Annotated in this window: 17 protein-coding genes; 14 read left to right on the top strand and 3 right to left on the bottom strand. The window is 65.2% G+C overall.

The window, feature by feature from the left end; all coding sequences use genetic code 11:
• Positions 1-15 precede the first annotated feature (15 nt).
• On the top strand, positions 16-1,335 hold the full coding sequence (locus G3N98_RS14740) for an MFS transporter (protein ID WP_089433920.1): 1,320 nt from the start codon (positions 16-18) through the stop codon (positions 1,333-1,335).
• Between the two features lie 44 nt (positions 1,336-1,379).
• Positions 1,380-2,324, top strand: a complete 945-nt coding sequence (locus G3N98_RS14735; RefSeq protein WP_175238629.1) for a dihydrodipicolinate synthase family protein — start codon at positions 1,380-1,382, stop codon at positions 2,322-2,324.
• Positions 2,325-2,516: 192 nt separating this feature from the next.
• On the opposite strand, the gene fliD is transcribed toward G3N98_RS14735, so the two are convergent.
• Positions 2,517-4,019 (bottom strand): flagellar filament capping protein FliD, encoded by a 1,503-nt coding sequence (gene fliD, locus G3N98_RS14730; protein WP_206148553.1) that lies wholly within the window; start codon positions 4,017-4,019, stop codon positions 2,517-2,519.
• Positions 4,020-5,027: 1,008 nt separating this feature from the next.
• Between fliD and G3N98_RS14725 the strand changes: the two genes are divergently transcribed.
• The 4 genes from G3N98_RS14725 to G3N98_RS14710 all read left to right on the top strand — a co-directional run bounded on the left by G3N98_RS14725 (position 5,028) and on the right by G3N98_RS14710 (position 8,327).
• Positions 5,028-5,441 (top strand): DoxX family protein, encoded by a 414-nt coding sequence (locus tag G3N98_RS14725; protein ID WP_089429970.1) that lies wholly within the window; start codon positions 5,028-5,030, stop codon positions 5,439-5,441.
• Positions 5,442-5,794: 353 nt separating this feature from the next.
• Positions 5,795-6,760, top strand: a complete 966-nt coding sequence (locus G3N98_RS14720; RefSeq protein WP_206148552.1) for an SDR family oxidoreductase — start codon at positions 5,795-5,797, stop codon at positions 6,758-6,760.
• Positions 6,761-6,811: 51 nt separating this feature from the next.
• Positions 6,812-7,438 (top strand): hypothetical protein, encoded by a 627-nt coding sequence (locus G3N98_RS40335; RefSeq protein ID WP_346779089.1) that lies wholly within the window; start codon positions 6,812-6,814, stop codon positions 7,436-7,438.
• Positions 7,439-7,616: 178 nt separating this feature from the next.
• On the top strand, positions 7,617-8,327 hold the full coding sequence (locus G3N98_RS14710; protein WP_206148551.1) for an SDR family oxidoreductase: 711 nt from the start codon (positions 7,617-7,619) through the stop codon (positions 8,325-8,327).
• 164 nt (positions 8,328-8,491) lie between these two features.
• On the opposite strand, the gene G3N98_RS14705 is transcribed toward G3N98_RS14710, so the two are convergent.
• Positions 8,492-8,926 carry a hypothetical protein gene (locus tag G3N98_RS14705; protein WP_346779088.1) on the bottom strand — a complete coding sequence of 145 codons (435 nt, stop codon included), beginning with the start codon at positions 8,924-8,926 and terminating at the stop codon, positions 8,492-8,494.
• Between the two features lie 11 nt (positions 8,927-8,937).
• Here G3N98_RS14705 and G3N98_RS14700 point away from each other — a divergent pair, with 11 nt between their 5' ends.
• The 6 genes from G3N98_RS14700 (at position 8,938) to G3N98_RS14670 (ending at position 13,921) form a co-directional block, all read left to right on the top strand.
• Entirely contained in the window at positions 8,938-9,150 is a 213-nt protein-coding gene (locus G3N98_RS14700) for a hypothetical protein (RefSeq protein WP_206148550.1), read from the top strand.
• 223 nt (positions 9,151-9,373) lie between these two features.
• Positions 9,374-10,420, top strand: coding sequence for a polysaccharide deacetylase family protein (locus G3N98_RS14695; RefSeq protein WP_206148549.1), 1,047 nt, complete (start codon positions 9,374-9,376; stop codon positions 10,418-10,420).
• A 304-nt stretch (positions 10,421-10,724) separates the two neighbouring features.
• On the top strand, positions 10,725-10,910 hold the full coding sequence (locus G3N98_RS14685) for a hypothetical protein (RefSeq protein WP_206148548.1): 186 nt from the start codon (positions 10,725-10,727) through the stop codon (positions 10,908-10,910).
• A 152-nt stretch (positions 10,911-11,062) separates the two neighbouring features.
• Entirely contained in the window at positions 11,063-12,244 is a 1,182-nt protein-coding gene (locus G3N98_RS14680; RefSeq protein WP_206148547.1) for an MFS transporter, read from the top strand.
• Positions 12,245-12,316: 72 nt separating this feature from the next.
• Positions 12,317-12,874: an ester cyclase gene (locus G3N98_RS14675; RefSeq protein WP_206138115.1), complete on the top strand. Its 558-nt coding sequence runs from the start codon at positions 12,317-12,319 to the stop codon at positions 12,872-12,874.
• 123 nt (positions 12,875-12,997) lie between these two features.
• On the top strand, positions 12,998-13,921 hold the full coding sequence (locus tag G3N98_RS14670) for a LysR family transcriptional regulator (protein WP_206148546.1): 924 nt from the start codon (positions 12,998-13,000) through the stop codon (positions 13,919-13,921).
• Positions 13,922-14,303: 382 nt separating this feature from the next.
• Here the strand turns inward: G3N98_RS14670 and G3N98_RS14665 are convergent, their stop codons facing one another.
• Positions 14,304-14,576, bottom strand: a complete 273-nt coding sequence (locus G3N98_RS14665; protein WP_021160117.1) for a hypothetical protein — start codon at positions 14,574-14,576, stop codon at positions 14,304-14,306.
• 672 nt (positions 14,577-15,248) lie between these two features.
• Here G3N98_RS14665 and G3N98_RS14660 point away from each other — a divergent pair.
• Entirely contained in the window at positions 15,249-15,821 is a 573-nt protein-coding gene (locus G3N98_RS14660; RefSeq protein ID WP_206148545.1) for an Osa protein, read from the top strand.
• Between the two features lie 265 nt (positions 15,822-16,086).
• Positions 16,087-17,436 carry a reverse transcriptase family protein gene (locus G3N98_RS14655; RefSeq protein ID WP_206148544.1) on the top strand — a complete coding sequence of 450 codons (1,350 nt, stop codon included), beginning with the start codon at positions 16,087-16,089 and terminating at the stop codon, positions 17,434-17,436.
• Positions 17,437-17,456 lie beyond the last annotated feature (20 nt).

Raw genomic sequence — 17,456 nt, 5'->3', positions numbered from 1 at the left:
ATGGAGACAACCGCAATGAACGAAACCCCGACCGTTCCGCCCGCACCGCCGCGTATCCGGCGCGGGCAACGCATCGCGCTCGCGCTGTTGATGGTGAGCGGCATCGTCAACTACCTCGATCGCGGCACGCTGGCCGTTGCAAGCTCGGCGATCCGCGCCGATCTCGGCCTGTCGCTCGCGCAGATGGGGCTGCTGCTGTCGGCCTTCTCGTGGAGCTATGCGCTGTGCCAGTTCCCGGTCGGCGGGCTGGTCGACCGCATCGGGCCGCGCCGGCTGCTCGGAATCGGCCTGATCGTGTGGTCGATCGCGCAAGCGGCGGGCGGCATCGTGTCGACCTTTGGCTGGTTCATCGTCGCGCGCATCGTGCTCGGCATCGGCGAGGCGCCGCAGTTCCCGTCGGCCGCGCGGGTGGTGAGCAACTGGTTTCCGCTGCGCGCACGCGGCACGCCGACCGGCATTTTCAACGCCGCGTCGCCGCTCGGCACCGCGCTCGCGCCGTTGCTGCTGTCGATCCTCGTCGCGTCATTGGACTGGCGCTGGGCGTTCATCGCGACGGGCGCAGCCGGTCTCGTCGTCGCCGTCGTCTGGTTCGCGCTGTATCGCGATCCGGTGCGCGCGCAACTGACTGCCACCGAGCGCAATTACCTCGACGCCGACGCGCAAAGCACGGTCGCGGCACCGAAACTGACGTTCGCCGAATGGCGCGGCCTGTTCTCGCACGGCACGACCTGGGGGATGCTGATCGGCTATTTCGGTTCCGTGTACCTGAACTGGGTGTACCTCACCTGGCTGCCGGGCTACCTGACGATGGAGCGGCACATGAGCCTGATCCGCACCGGCTTTGCCGCGTCGGTGCCGTTCCTGTGCGGGTTCGTCGGCTCGCTGCTGGCCGGCTGGCTGTCGGACCTGGTCACGCGCCGCAGCCGTTCGCCGGTCGTGAGCCGGCGCAATGCGGTGGTGGTCGCGATGCTCGGGATGGTCGCGTTCACGATTCCCGCGGCGCTCGCGCAGAGCAACACGGTGGCGCTCGCGTGCATTTCGGTCGTGATCTTTCTCGCCAACGCGGCGTCGGCCTGCTCGTGGGCGCTCGCGACGGCAGCCGCGCCGCCGAGCCGCATTGCGTCGCTCGGCGCGATCCAGAATTTCGGCGGTTTCATCGGCGGCGCGCTCGCGCCGATCCTGACGGGCATCATTGCGCAGAAGTGGTCGTTCGTGCCGGCGCTGCTGACGGCCGCGGCGATCGCGTTCGCGGGCGCGATGGCGTACCTGCTGCTGGTGCGCAAGCCGATTCCCGAGCAGGCCGCGAACGCCGCGCCCGGGCCGTTGCCGGCCTGAGCACGCGGCATGCGTCACGCATTCACTGAAGCAAGGAGAAACAGATGCAACACCCGCAGCAATCGAACGTGACCATCGAGGGCATCGTCCCGGTGATGCTGACGCCGTTCGACGACGCCGGCGCGATCGACTACGCCGGGCTCGAGCGGCTCATCGAATGGTATCTGGCGCATGGCGCCGATGCGTTGTTCGCGGTCGCGCAGTCGAGCGAGATGCAGTTCCTGAGCCTGGCCGAACGCGCGGAACTCGCGCGCTTCGTGGTCGAGCGGGTGGCCGGGCGCGTGCCGGTCGTCGCGTCCGGCCACATCAGCGACGATCTCGACGCGCAGGTCGAGGAGCTGCGCGCGGCGGCCGAATCGGGCGCGCAGGGCGTCGTGCTCGTGACCAATCGACTCGATCCGCAGCGCAAGGGCAGCGCCGCGCTGCTCGACCATCTGCACCGGCTGCTCGCGCGCTTGCCGTCGGATCTGCCGCTCGGGCTGTACGAGTGCCCGGCGCCTTACCGGCGGCTGCTGTCGGATGACGAACTGCGTGCGTGCATCGACACGGGCCGGTTCGTGATGCTCAAGGACGTGAGCTGCGACCTGGAGACGGTGAAGCGGCGCGTCGCGCTCGCCGAGGGCTCGCCGCTGAAGATCCTCAACGCGAACGCCGCGATTGCGTGGGACGCGATGAAGGCGGGGTCCGCCGGCTTCAACGGTGTGTTCACCAACTTCCATCCGGACCTGTACCGGTGGTTGCGCACGCAAGGGGCGTCGAATCCGGCGCTGGCCGACGAGCTGTCGACGTTCCTCGTCGTGTCGGCGGTGTCGGAGGCGCTGGGGTACCCGGCGCTCGCGAAGCTCTATCACCAGCGAATCGGCACCTTCGCGTCGATCCGTTGCCGCGTGATCGACTACGACGTGCGTGAGCGGTTCTGGGCGCTCGATGCGGTGCTCGACAAGATCGTGGCCGGAACCGAGCATTTCCGGCGAAGGATCGCCGCGTAATCGGGCGCGCGCGGCCGTCCGGGGTTGACGGTGCGAGACGGGGAGCCGAACCCGGCGCATGCTCGCGCACTGCCGGGCGTGCGTGAGTGAGTGAGTGAGGCTTCCACGCGGGACACCGTGCGCGGCGGCGCGAGCCGGTCGATCCATTGACCGGCTCGCGCCGCGATGATCGCCAATCGGCCCGGACGCTCTTCACTTGTTCGCCAGCGTGCCGTTGCTGTTGGCCCCGCCGAACAGCCGCGTCAGGTACTGCGTGTTCGAGTTCATCTTGGCCATCAGCGCGTTGAGTGCCGTGAACTGCGCCTGGTACTGCTTGGTCAGTTGCGCGGCGTAGTCGGCCAGATTCGTCTGTTGCTGCGTGACGCGCTTCAGGTCGGCGCCCAGCGCGTTCGTGCGCAGGTCGATCATCCCGCCCCGCTTCGTGAAGGTCGCGATCTGGTCGGTCAGTTGCTTGCCTACCCCGTTCGTCGGGTTGAACAGGTGCGCGACCCCCGACGGGTTGTTGGTCAGCGCACTGTCGAGCTTCGCGCTGTCGGCCCTCAGCGTGCCGTCCTTCTCGAGCGAGACGCCGATCGCCGCCAGGTTCGTGTGCCCGTCGCCGTTCTTGTTGGGAACGCCGCGCGCGATGGTCGACGCGAGGGCGTTGCGGATCGTGTGCAGCGTCGAGTCGCCGATCAGCGCGCCCTGCGCGCTCGCCCCCGGCGTGTAGCTCGACAGCGCGCCCATCGTCTTGACGACGGCGTTGTACTGGTTCACGAAATTCGTGATCGTGGCCGCCTGCGACTTCGTGTCGGGGCTGATCGTCAGCGTCTGCGTATCGGTTGCGCTGACCGCAGCCGCCGACAAGTTCAGCGTGACGCCGTTCAGCACGCCCGACACCGAGTTGCTCGCGCTGGTCGACGCGATGCCGCTGACCGTGAACTTCGCGTCCTGCGCGACCGCGCTTTGCCGCCACGCGGCCGCGCTGTTCGCCGAGTCGATCTTCGACGGGCCGCCCTTCGTGTCGGCCGTCGACGTGACGCCGAGGTTCGACAGCCCGTTGTCGTTGGCCACGTTGCCGACCGCGACGCTGATCGTGCTCGCCGAGCCCGTCTTCGACGACGCGAGCACGAGGTGCGCGCCGTCGGTGCCGTTGATGACCGTCGCGCTGACCCCCGGGTTGTTCGCTGCGGAGTTGATTGCGGCCGCGATGCCTGACAGCGTGTTGTTCGTGCCGTTGACGTCGACTTTGAACGACTGGTTGCCGAGCGACAGCGTCAGGGTGCCGGTGCCGAGCGCCTTCTTCCCGTCGACGCCCGACGAAGCCAGCGCCTGCGCGGTCGCGATCTGCGTGACGCCGACCGTGTAGGTGCCGGCAACCGCGCCTGCACTCGGCGTCGCGGTCAGGCCCTTGCCGCTCGCGACCGCGGTGAACGTCGACTGCAGCGCGCCATTCGCCAGCGTGGCGAGGCCCGCTTCGAGCGCGCCCAGCGCGGACGACAGCGCGCCGAATGCGGAAATCTGCGTGGTGCCGGTCTGCTGCGACGCGGCGAGCGCCGCGGCCCGGCCGGCCGTCTTCGCGTTCACCAGCGTCGTGACGAGCAAGCCGACATCCATCGACCCATTGCCGGTCGAGCCGTTGATGATCGATTGCGCCGCCTGTTGCAACAGGCTGTTCGCGTTCGCGCTGCTGTTCACAGACATGTTCGTTGCCATGGGGAGTCTCCGGTTGAAAAGCGATCCCGCGACGAGCGGCTGGCGACGGCCTGCGGGCTGTGTCCGGAGCGACGCGTTCTGGAAGTCACGGGAATGTCGGGGAAATGTAAGGGCGTGCGCTATCGTATATTTAAATCCGTATTGGTTAGTAATTTTTTGTAATGATTGTTGGGAAAAGTGTGGATGGAAATGTCGTGGTGGAGTGGGGGTAAAGGTTTGCGATTTTTTGCCGTAAACGAATCATTTTTGATTGTGTTTATTAACGGATTTTTTGCTGGAATCGAGAACTTGCCGGGAGCGTGAATGCTTGATCGTTTTTTCGCTTGCTCGGCTAAACACCGGATCTATCGATAGTGCGCGGAAGGTGTTCTTCCCGGCAGCTATCGAGCTGAAATCCTTGAATGTGAGACGGCATCCGCGGTGGACGACATCAACCCGCTTGCCCGTGAAACGTTTTCGTTTGCCAAAACGCATTTCCAGGCCGGACGTCTTTGCCCCGAACGGAGGGCCTTCGCCGATTGGAAAGAAAGTCGAATTTGTAAATTAATTCACTGATGGCAGGTTTGTACACATAACGTATCGTCGAATCGCGATTGCGATATTTCGATTTGGCCTGTGATCGCGAATTGGCGATTCAATATCGACTGGATACGGAGGCCGGATATGAATGGGCGGTTTTCATGTCCTTGAAACACAACGGCAGATTCATTTGATCGGATTGATGGCTGCTGCGTGCGGCCTTGATTCGCTCGATTGTCCACTAGATTGTGACAGCGAATCTTGTTTTGAAGGATTGATGATTCGCAGGGAGACAGTAGACTGCATCCGTGCTTCGCCAGAACCGATCCGGAGCGCGCCGGGAGCGGCGCGATCAGGCGGATTCTTCGGCGGCGGGCCAGCCGGCTTGCTGTCCGAGTGTGCGAGGAGTGGTTCGTTGCCGACCTGGCGCGCCGATCTGGCGCGTATCGGCACCGGACGCATCAAACCGTCAATTCAAGGGTGATTGTCATGCGTTACGTTTCACTGGAGTCGAAGAAGGACGAGCTGTTGCTGGCGGCTCGCGTGCTGTTGATGATCCTGTTCGTGCTGTTCGGCTGGCAGAAGCTGAGCGGCTTCTCGGGCACGGTCGCGTACATGGCGTCGACGGGGAACCCGGCGCCCGAGCTGGCGGCCGCGATCGCGGTGGCGGTCGAGCTGGCCGGTGGCCTGCTGATCGCGATCGGCTTCTATACGCGTCCGCTCGCACTGGTGTTCGCCGCCTATACGCTCGCGACCGCGCTGATCGGCCATCGCTACTGGGCGCTGCAGGGGATGGAGCAATACATGGCGATGATCAACTTCTACAAGAACGTGAGCATCATCGGCGGGCTGCTGTTGCTCGCACTGACCGGGCCGGGGCGGTATTCGCTCGACCGGAAGTAACGCGGGACGCGGTTTTCCGCAGAGGTGACGGCCCGGTGCGTGCAAGCGCACCGGGCTTTGCTTTTGGGCGAGGTTCGTGAGGTGGCGGCGCCGCGGATTGCCCGCGCGCGGGCGGCCGCGCGGCGTGCCGATGTCGTCGGCAGGACGGGCGTCATCCCGGTGGACGGGGGGCGCCGTGCCGAGCGCCGGCCGCCGGTCGCGGCGCAAGTGATGCACGTGACGCGCGCCCGTCGCGGGGTTGCCGATCTGCCATCACGATGTACTGGCTGTCATACTCGGCTATGCTCCCCGCGACCCTGGCCCGAGTGTCGAACGCGACCTCGAGCACGTCCCAGTCACCCGAATGACCGCCCATGCCAAATCCGACCTCGTCGACTGACCTCCCGACCGTCCTCCTCATTGGTGCCGCCGGCCTCCTCGGCCGCGCGGTTGCCGCATCCCTGGCCCGTGAATCGTCGCTGAACCTCGTCGCAACGATCCGGAACCCGCAAGGCGCCGGCGCCAAACGCCTGGCGCTGCCCCCGGAAAACCTCGCCGAACTCGACGTCCTCGACGAGCCGGCCCTCGAACACCTCTTCGCCACTTGCCAACCGGCCGCCGTGATCATCTGCGCGGCCGAGCGCCGCCCGGATGTCTGCGAACGTGATCCTGCCGGCGCGCGGGCGATCAACGTCACGGCCCCGGCCCGCATCGGCGCGCTCGCCGCGCGCCACGGCGCATGGACGCTCGGCATCTCCACCGACTACGTTTTCGACGGCAAGGCGGCGCCGTACCGCGAGGACGCCGTACCGAACCCGCTGAACATCTACGGCCGCACGAAGCTCGAAGGCGAGGCGGCCCTGCTCGCCGCGTCGCCGCTGTCGTGTGTGTTGCGCCTGCCGCTGCTCTTCGGCCCGATCGTCGACTGGAGCGAATCGGCCGTCACGAGCCTCGTGCCGGCGATCGTCGCTTCCGCTCGGCCGGGCGCCGACGCGGTCGGCATGGACGCATGGGCGATCCGGTACCCGACGTTTACGCCGGATGTCGCGGACGTCATCCGCGACCTGACGCTGCGCCATCTCGCGGGTGCGTCGATCACGGGCCTTCGTCACTGGTCGGGCGAGGAGCCGATGACGAAGTACGACATCGCGCAGCGGATCGCGGCCGCGCTCGGCATCGACGCCGCGCTCAAGCGAATCGACCAGCCGACCGACGCGACACCGCGCCCCTATGACTGCCATCTGGACGCATCGAGCGTGCGCGCCGCCGGGATCGACCACGCGACGCCGTTCGATACCGCGCTGCGCGCCGTGCTGCGCGATGCGCCGCAGGGGCTGTAGGATCGGGCGCCCCGCGCGGCCCGTGCACACGCCCGTTGCGCCGGCCGCGCCATGAATGCCGTTCGCGACATTGCCGAAGACGTGCACGCATGGCGTCGCGGTGACATCGTGTTTCGTGAATCCGCTGGCGTGCGACGAAACCGGGACCCCCAGGCAACCAGCGGCCCCCATCTTCTTGTCGTCATTGAAGATCATTCAATGGCGAAGCCAATTATCAAGACCGACCGACGTGCGACAGAATGCGTACCAGGCTTTCCAGCATGGACACGAAGCATGCATTTCGACCACGCCACCATCGTTACCGATGACATTGACGGTACACGCCGCTTTTTCGATGAGGTCGTCGGTCTCGATACCGGGCCTCGACCGCCGTTCAGGGTGGATGGCTACTGGTTGTACCTCGATAGCCGCCCGATGATTCATGTCACGCGTGCAACGCTACCGGCGCACGCAGGCCGTAGCACGCCGCGCATCGATCACATTGCGCTTCGCGTCGACACGCACCGCGAATGGGCGACGTTGATCGATCGACTCTCCGGCAGTCGGATCGACTACTCGCTGAGTGAAGTGCCGTTGTCCAATGAGCTTCAGTTGTTCGTGTCCATTGCCCCGGGGGTTTCCGTCGAATTCGTGACGACGCTCGCAGCGGATGAGCAGCCTGGGATTCCGAACGGATGACCGGATCTGCCGAATCGTCTCGCGAAACCCATGACGCTTGCCGGCTTCGCCGGCGACAGCGGCGATTCGGCGTGGCGGCCGACCATCCTTGGCCGCAAGCGGTATTCAGAACATTTGGTGCGTGCGACGGGCACGGCTTCACGCTCGCGAGCACGCTTTTGATCGGAGGAAGCGAACGATGAAATTCGATGGACGAGACGTGCTGGTGGTCGGCGGAAGCTCGGGAATCGGCGAAGCGGCCGCGCGGGCCTTTGCGGCGGCCGGGGCGAGCGTGACGATCGCGTCGCGCGACGCGGCCAAACTGGCGGCGAGCGCAGCGAGGATCGGTCACGGCGTGCGAACCGGTGTGATGGACACGACCGACGACACGAGCGTACGTGCATTTTTCGAATCGGCGGGCGAATTCGACCACGTTGTCGTGTCGGCCGCGCAGACACCCACGGGGCCGGTGCGTGGTCTCGCGCTCGCCGATGCCTACGCGGCGATGGACAGCAAGTTCTGGGGCGCCTATCGCGTCGCGCGGGCCGTACGCATTCGGCAGGGCGGATCGCTGACGTTCGTGTCGGGCTTCCTGAGCGTGCGGCCGAGCAAGACCTCGGTCCTGCAAGGCGCGATCAACGCGGCGCTCGAATCGCTGGCGCGGGGGCTGGCGCTCGAGCTGTCGCCCGTGCGGGTGAATACGGTATCCCCGGGCCTGATCGCGACGCCGCTCTGGTCGAAGCTCGATGCGCAGGCGCGGGACAGGATGTACGAAGGCGCCGCGGCGCGCTTGCCGGCCGGCCGTGTCGGTCAACCCGAGGACGTTGCGAACGCGGTGCTCTACCTTGCATCGACCCCGTACGCGACCGGCTCGACGGTGCTGGTCGACGGTGGCGGTGCGATCGCGTAGCGGCCGGGGTGGTCGAAGGTCGAACCGCGATGCGTCGCCGTTGTCCGAGCGCCCGTGCCCGAATTCCGCGTGCCGTGTGCGGCGCCGGATGATCCCGGGTGCACGGGCGAGCATGAGCGTCTGCGCCGCCTTCGTTTCGGGGCGCACGCGTATTCAGGATGCCGTTAGCGCTTTCTGGTGCCCGCAGGCCGCGATGGCTTCGATGGGCGTACCGAATCGTTGTCCGGCATGTCGAGGCCGGACGAGCGGATCGTTCGCGACAACGCTTCTTCAAAACGCTCCTTGGCAGGCTTGAAGGTCTTGCCGCGACGCCAGCGCGACGCGGCGATGCGCGACAGGCCATCGTCCGCGATCGTCGTCGCCACTTCCCGCAGGCTGGCGGTCTTCCGGACCTTGCGACTGGCGGATCGACGCACCCGCGCCAGCCGTTCGATGCACAACGTTCTCTGCTCGACGTCCGCATGCGACAGATGGGAGAACGACACGCCGACGTCCAGTTCATTTTCCACCAGCCCCTGGTCGATCGCCGCAGCCGGAAGGGCTTGAACGGACACGTACAACTGCGTGTGTCGTGAGAGCCGGGCCGATATCGTCTGCACGACGAGCGATCGTGCGTACGTGTCGATCGCACCGATTGCCGCTGTTCCGGCACCTGCCGACCATGCGAATGGCCGGCGCGGCTGCGGCGGTGGGGATCGCGACGATCAATTGCTTCGGAAACCTGATGGGTTTTTCGGGGCCGATCGTGTTCGGATGGTTGAAGGATCGCCATCACGATGCGATGGCGCTCACCGTCGTTTATCGAAGGGTGTCGACGCATTGAAGCGCGGTAGGCCGAGCGGGCTTGCCGTATCCGGACGGAACACCGATTTTTTGGCCTGGATTGAAAGTCTATTCATTTCAAGGCCCATTTTCAAAGCGGGACCGTTTTCTGAAAATGGGTTGTACACGCACCAATCTGCGTGACATTCCATACCCGTTCATTCGTCATCATGCATCGCGTTGCGGTGCGAGCGACGCGCTTGCGCGTCATGAGGAGATTGTCCATGGCAATTCAAATCGATCATGTGGATCGCGATCCGGCCGAGCAGGCGCCCGATCAACCGACGCGCCGTTCCTTCCTGACCCAGGCCGGAATCGGCGCGGGCGCGTTCGCCGTCGGTGCGATGCTTCAATCCACCCAGGCCGGTGCGCAAACGGGCAGCCCCCGATCGACCCCGGTAGCCGCGCCCGTGCAGGGTGAATTCTGGCCGAACGGTGCACGGCTGGTCATTTCGATCTCGATGCAGTTCGAGGCGGGCGGACAGCCGCCAAAGGGCGCCGACAATCCGTTTCCGAAAGTCGATTTCCCGGCGAGCGTGCCCGCCGATCTTGCCGCGCAAGCATGGTTTGCGTACGGGTATCGCGAGGGCATTCCCCGAATGCTGGATCTGTGGGATCGACATGACGTGAAGGTGACGACTCACATGATCGGCGAGGCGGCGAAGCGGCATCCGCAGGTGGCGCGCGAAATCGTGGCGCGCGGCCACGAAGCGTCGGGCCATGGGCCGACCTGGAACTCACAGTATGCGATGTCGCGACCGCAGGAACGCGAGTTTCTGATCCAGGCGCGATCGATGGTGGAGGAGGTGACGGGCCAACGTCCGATCGGCTACAACGCGAACTGGCTGCGACGCGGGCCGAACACGCTGTCGCTGCTGCAGGAGCTGGGCTACGTGTATCACATCGATGATACGAGCCGCGACGAGCCGTTCATCGAAAAGGTCAACGGCAAGGATTTCGTCGTGATTCCGTATACGCTGCGCAACAACGACATCCTGCTGGTGGAGGGCCGGAATTACTCGCCGGACAAGTTCCTCGAACAGATCAAGTTCGATTTTGATCAGTTGTACGAGGAAGCGGGTACGCGTCGGCGCATGATGTCGATCAGCGCGCATGACCGTATCAGCGGCACGCCGCAGATGACGCGTGCATGGGACGCGTTCCTGCGTCATGCAAAGAGCCATCCCGGCGTTGCGTTCATGCGCAAGGACGACATTGCGCGGTTCGTGCTGCAAAGCCCGATTACGGTACGAGAAAGCGAGACGATCTAGCGGGCTGCCCGAGCGCCTTCGCACCGGTGCGATCGTGCGAAGGCGCTCGACGACGCTTCGCTTGTCGCCCGTCGTATCGGCGAAGCGGCGCTGATCGTGTGCTCGCATCCGGATTACCTGGCGGCCAATCCGACGATTCGTTCGGTTGGCGATTTGCGAAAGCAGCGCCTCAGTGCGTTTCGCATACCAATCACGGGCCGTGATCGGCCAATCGAGTTCGTCGAACACGGGCGAACGGTCACGCTGACCATCGAGGCCCGCTTCCGCATCAACCACGGTGAAGCGCTCGTCGAAGCCGACGCGCTTGGCGCGGGCCTCCCACAAGTTCCCCGCGTTTCTCGCCAAACCCCACCTGCTCAGCGGCACGCTCGTTGAAGTGCTGCCGACCCGTCGCCCCGCGCCGCTGCCCGTCAATCTCGTGATGCCTGGCTCGCGGACGAGGCCTGCTCGCGTGCGCGCGCTGATCGGCGCGTTGACCGGCGACGAATGATGGAGTGCTGATCAGGCACGCGCCGCCCCTTGCGTTGATTTTCTTGTCTGGCTTGAAAATGATTCAAGACGGAGGCCAATTATCAATCCGCACGGTGGCAAGCAGAATCGCTGCACATCCCCTGCGGCTCTGCCGCTTTCCCGGAGACAGCCATGCCACTTCCCATTCTCGCGCTGGCCCTGAGCGCTTTTGCGATCGGCACCACGGAATTCGTCATCATGGGCATCCTGCCCGATGTCGCGCAGTCGCTTTCCGTTTCCATTCCGTCGGCGGGGCTGCTCGTGAGCGGCTATGCGCTGGGCGTCGCCGTGGGCGCGCCGCTGCTCGCCGTCCTCACCAGCCGTATGCCGCGCAAGTGGGCGCTTCTGCTGCTGATGGGGATCTTCATCGTCGGCAATGTTCTGTGCGCGGTCGCGCCGGGCTACACGAGCCTCATGATCGCCCGCGTCGTCACGTCGTTCGCGCATGGCTCGTTCTTCGGCATCGGGTCGGTCGTTGCCGCGTCGCTCGTGCCGCAGGACAAGCGCGCGAGCGCCGTCGCATTGATGTTTACCGGTCTTGCGCTCGCCAACGTGCTCGGCGTGCCGCTCGGCACCTTCATCGGCCAGATGCTCGGCTGGCGTGCCGCATTCTGGTCCGTCGCCGGCGCAGGCGTGCTCGCCGCGCTGGCCCTCGTGGCGCTCGTGCCGAACACGCTCGAAGCGCAACCCGCGAGCCTTGCGCACGAAGTAGGCGTGCTCAAGCACCCGCAGGTTTGGCTCGCACTGTTGATGACCGTGCTCGGCTTTGGCGGCATGTTCGTGGTGTTCACCTACATCACCCCCGTGCTCGAGCAGGCGAGCGGATTCGCGCCGAGCGGCGTGACGAAGATTCTCGTGCTGTTCGGCATCGGTCTGGCCATCGGCAATGCGCTCGGCGGCAAGCTTGCTGATCGCGGCGTGATGCGGGCGCTGACGGGCGTGTTCGTCGTGCTGGTCGCGATCATGGTGGTGTTCAGTCGCACCATGCATCACCCCGTGGCATCGGTCCTGACGATTTTCGTCTGGGGCGTCGCGGCATTCGCGACGGTCCCGGGCCTGCAGATGCGCGTGCTGAGCAAGGCCGCGAGCGCACCGAACCTCGCATCGACGCTCAACATCGGCGCGTTCAACGTGGGGAATGCGATGGGGGCATGGCTCGGCGGCATGGCGCTTTCGCACGGGCAGGCACTCGACACGCTGCCGCTCGTGGCCGCCGCGATGACGCTGATGGCGATTGCGGTGACCGCTTTCGCGTCCCGGCTTGATCGACGCGAGACCGCACAAGCGAATCGCACCGCCCGCTTTCCAGCCTGAATGACCCAAGTCGCACCACTGTCGGATTCAATCCGTTCATCGCGCATCGCGTACACACTCAAGGAGCCCGTCATGAAAACCCGCACCGTCCTTTCCGCCGTTTCCCGCATCGCGCTGGCCGCGGCCACCGCCGCTGCCGCGTTGCCTGCCGTCGCCGCGACCGGCGACGATCTCGTGCAGCCGAAAACGCTGATCGTCGACAAGCGCCTCTCGAAGCGGCAGGCCGAGCAACAGATCCGCGCGGCACGCCTTTACGATACCTTCTGGAGCACGGGCGACGAGGCCCAGGCCCGTGAGGCGCTGGCGGCCGATTTCACGGACCGCACGTTGCCCGCCGGTCGGCCGCAGGGCATCGCCGGGCCGCTGGCTGCATCGCAAGGCTTCCATCGCGCCGTGCCGGACGTCCACGCCGACGTCGAACAGATGATCGTCGCCGGCGACCGCGTCGTCACCCATCTGCACTTCACCGGTCACTTCACCGGCACCTTCAACGGCGTGCAGGGCAAGGGGCAAGTGGTCGACTTCATCGCCACGGACATCTATCGCATTCGCGACGGCAAGATCACCGACAACTGGCATCTCGAAGACAACCTGACGTTCCTGCAACAGCTCGGCGTGGTCGCCAGGTAAGCGGGCCGGGGGCCGATCCTGCCGGTCGGCCTTTTCCTCGTCCGTCCGCATCGCGTTACCATGCCCGGTCCCCCGCGGCGCATCGCGCGGCACACCCCAACATTCCTTTCGCGCGACGCGACCATGGACAATCTCGGTGACATTCGTCTTTTCGTCGAAGCAGCAGGCCAGGGCAGTCTTTCGGCGGCCGGCAGAAAGCTCGGACTGTCCCCCGCGGCGGCGAGCGCCCGGCTCGTCAAGCTCGAGGGAGAACTCCACACGCAGCTGTTCGAGCGTTCGACCCGCAAGCTGCGCCTCACGGATGAAGGTCGTCTGTATCTCGTCCATTGCCAGCATGCACTGCAAACGCTGGAAGATGCGCGCGCGGCGTTGCAGGCCGGACGTGCATCGGTGAGCGGGGCGTTGCGCGTATCGGCCACCTCCGATTTCGGGCGCACCGTGCTGCGTCGATGGCTCGACGAATTCAACGAACGCCATCCGAACGTCACACTGACGCTCGTGCTCTCGGATTCACTGTCACACTTGCTGCAGGACGACATCGATCTCGCGATCCGGTTCGGCGTGCCGGCGGACAGCTCGATGGTCGCCAAGCGCATGGCCGACAATCGCCGCGCGCTATGCGCGTCGCCCGACTACATCGCCGAGCACGGCATGCCGAGCCATCCCGACGATTTGCGTGAGCATCGATGCATCGTCCTTTCTTCCGCGGCCGGCGCGGCGAACAACTGGCGTTTCGCGCGCGACGGGGAGACCGCGTCGTTCACCGCGCCGCTCGACCGTTCCCGTCAGACCAATGATGGTGCGCTTGCCCGCGAATGGGCGATCGAGGGGCGCGGGGTGGCCATGAAATCGATCTGGGACATCGGCGCCGATCTTCAGGCCGGGCGGCTCAAGCTGCTCCTGCAGGAGTGGCGCTGCCCGGACGTGCCGGTGAACGCGCTGTTTCAACGAACGCTTTATATGGCGCCACGCGTGCGCACCTTGCTCGACTTCCTCGAGCAGCGGTTCTCCGAAGCTTCCGACACGCTGGCGCCGTTTCTGCGGTAGTTTCCCGCGATCGCGGGCTTTCGGCGTTCGTCGGGGTGGCGCGTGAATACATTCGATTCGGCGCGGTCGCTTCTCGATTCTGCCCACGTTCGCGTCATCGCGTTTTTGATTGCGGATGTCCGCATGCCGGGGATGTCCGGCATCCAGTTGCATGGTGAACTACGGGCCGGCGGGCGCCCGAGGTGGTCGGGATGAAAAATACCCGACAACGTTTGGCTTATAGCGGCAAGCACGGCTGCTCCATGGGGACCGGGACGGCAGGGGGCGGGCCGGGCGTCATGACGCGCAGCGCCGACACCCCAGCCCGCGATGGCGCTGGATTCGGAATGTCAATCCAGCCCCGGGCTCCACGTATTGATGATCGTCGAGCGTTTAAGGTCGATTAGCGAATCGCAAAACGGGTTGCCGGCGAGCCATTCGCGCAATTGTTTCCATAGATAAACAGATTCCTGTTTTCTGAATAGGCCTGGTAAATAATTGAATAAACTTCCTTCGCGCTGAACGAATAGACGCCGTCGTTAATGGTCACCAGCAGGTTGCCGGTGGTGTCGGTTTCGATCTTGTCGATCTTGCCGGCTTTGCAAAGCGCCTGCGCGGACGCGCACGTGGAGGCGAGCATCAGTGCTGAAAACAGCACGGTTGCAATCTTCTTCATGACTTTCCTTTGGTATTGAATGACTTGATGCGATCTGACGACGTCGGTCACGTCCGGGAAGACGTGACTGTCTTTCCGGATTGCTGATTCACAAATGTCTGGAAATCAACGGTGGCCTGATAAGGGGGAAACTCTGCGACCAAGCATGAATGAAGTAATTCATGCTGCGCCTCCGTATCTCGTTGATCTTTGAATCACGGTGTTGCGGCGCACAACACAGACTATTTATTTGATTTTGAGGGCGCCAATCGTATTAATTTATCGTTAATCAAATTCGATAATTTTTTGTTTGAATATGATTTTCTGGAATTCTGTCGGCAGTTGTTTTGTTTTTTGATTATTTCGATATTTAAATGATCGGCGACGAATATTGATTCGATGGTTGATGGTGTGGCGGGCATGGCAGGCGAAGCGCATGGGCGTTCATGAGGGTTCGAGCGTTCGGGCGCGTGGTTTGTCCGATGCGCGAACTGCGCAGCGCACATCCGTCAATGCTGCAGTCGACGCCTGCCGGGTTGATTCTTGCCGACCCGGAAAGACGCTACACTGCGCCAGTTCCCGAACACACCGGGAGCGCCAGGACACCGGGCCCACGGATTGCAAGCACGTGACGATGTAATCGCCCGCCCCCTGACGCATTCGAACAAATCACGAGAGAAAGAGAGAGGGCCCATGCTGACACGTCTTCGTATCGGACTCGATCGCGCGCGCGACCTGCGCGAAGCGGGACGACCGTCTCCCATCCAGCCGCGGCCGCTGCCGAGCGAGCTGGTCGACCTGAGCGCGCAGCGCGCGACGTGGCGCGTGGTCGTTCCCGGCCAGGCCGACTGCTACATGGCGGCAACGCCCGCCGAAACGGAGCGCTTCGTCGTGCATCTCGACGCTCAAAAGTTCTATGGCCTGTGGCTCGGCACGAGCCCGGCGTTTCCGCAACTGAATTCGCAGGATTGCGTGCCGCGCCGCGTCATGCCGCTCGACAGCAAATACGCGTCGGCCGCCGCCGCGTTCCGGGCCGGCCGCCTCGAACCGGTGGCGCTGCCGCCGGTCGGCCACTGGCTCGAGGGAAGCGGGTACGAAGTCGCGATGAGCAACGGCATGACGCGCACCTTCTGGCTGCTCGCCAACCGCGTGCGGTCGTTTCCGGTCAGCGTCGACAACGCGACCTGGGCCACGATGCTGAACGACATGTCCGGCGTCGGCGTTCCGCCGATCGCGTACCGCGAACTGTTTTCCCGGCACGCGTAGGTTGCGCGTCGCGATCCGGCGCGTCGCCGCGGCGCCGGATCGCCACCCGGTTTGACACGCCGCGTTCGCGGCCATTAAAGTCGCATCGCGGGCCGGTGGGTCAAGCACACGCCCGGAACAGGCAGCCGATGTTCCAGGACTACGGGGCTACCCCGTGGATGAGATTGACACCCCGATGCGTCGCAAGGAGCATGGTTGCGCGTTGCGCAACGCGACTCCTCGCAGCACCAGTCACGTTGGCTCATCGTCCCGCCTATCGATTCCCATGTCCGGCTCCCTGTTCGACACCACCCGCACGATTGCGGAAGCGATGCTGGCCGGCGAACCTGAACGCCCCGGCGTCCTGTCCCGGATGGCAGCCGTGCTCGGCGGCGCGCCACCGTGGACTCACGAAGTCGCGGATGCCGCGCTCGCACGCTTCGGTGCGCGCTGGGCCGACATCGACATCGATACGCTTGCGGCTGACCTCGCCGATGCGCCGGCTTTCGTGCGCGCGTGGTACGGCAGCGATCGGCCCGTCGCGATTCGCGCCGTACGGCGCCCGCTGGTCCAGCGGCCCTTGCCGGCGCCGCTCGCCGGCTGCGACGTGCCGCAATGGGCGACGCCCGGCGATCTCGCCGGCTGGCTCGGCGTGAGCGCGCCGGGGCTCGACTGGCTGTCCGACCACTGGCGCGTCGACGCGCGCGGCAGCGCCACGCCGTTGCATCACTACACGTACGCGGCGCACGACAAGCGCAGCGGCGGCAGCCGCCTCGTCGAAATCCCGAAAGGCCGGCTGCGCGAAGCGCAGCGCCGCATCCTGCACGGGCTGCTCGATCGCATCGCGCCGCACGGTGCGGTACACGGCTTTCGCAAGGGGCACGGGATCGTGTCGTTCGCGGCACCCCATGCGGATCGCGACGTCGTCGTCCGGTTCGATCTCGCGGATTTCTTCGTATCGATACGCGCCGCCCGCGTGCACGCGCTGTTCGTCACGCTCGGGTACCCGGTCGAAGTCGCGCGCATGCTCACCGGGCTGTGCACCAACCGCGTGCCGTCCGCACGGCTGCTCGCACCGGACCTGCGCGACCGGTTCGACTGGATCGGCCGCCAGCGTTATCGAGAGCGGCATCTGCCGCAGGGCGCGCCGACGTCGCCGGCGCTGGCGAACCTGAGCGCGTTCCGGTTCGACATGCGGCTCGCCGCGCTCGCGCGTTCGTTCGGTGCAACCTACACGCGCTATGCCGACGATCTCGCCTTCTCCGGCGGCGGCACGCTGGCACGCGACGTCGAACGGCTGCAGATCCGGGTCGCCGCGATCGCGCTCGAGGAGGGCTTTGCGCTGCAACTGCGCAAGACGCGCGTGATGCGGCGCGGCACGCGGCAACAACTGGCCGGCGTGGTCGTCAATCGTCATCCGAACCTGGCGCGCGATGCGTTCGATCTCCTGAAGGCCATCCTGACCAATTGCATCCGCAGCGGCCCGGCGTCGCAGAATCGCGATGCGCACCCGGACTTCCGCGCGCATCTCGCCGGGCGTGTCGCGCATGCGGCCGCGCTGAACGCGGCGCGCGGCGCGAAGCTGCGCGCGCTGTTCGACCGGATCCAGTGGGACGCCCGCGACGTCGGCCAGTAATCCGACGTATCCGCATCGAC

This window comes from Burkholderia sp. Tr-20390 (assembly GCF_017104595.1).
Lineage (GTDB): Bacteria > Pseudomonadota > Gammaproteobacteria > Burkholderiales > Burkholderiaceae > Burkholderia.
The sequence above is the reverse complement of the archived record's forward strand: the minus strand, read 5'-3'. Positions and strand labels throughout refer to the sequence as shown.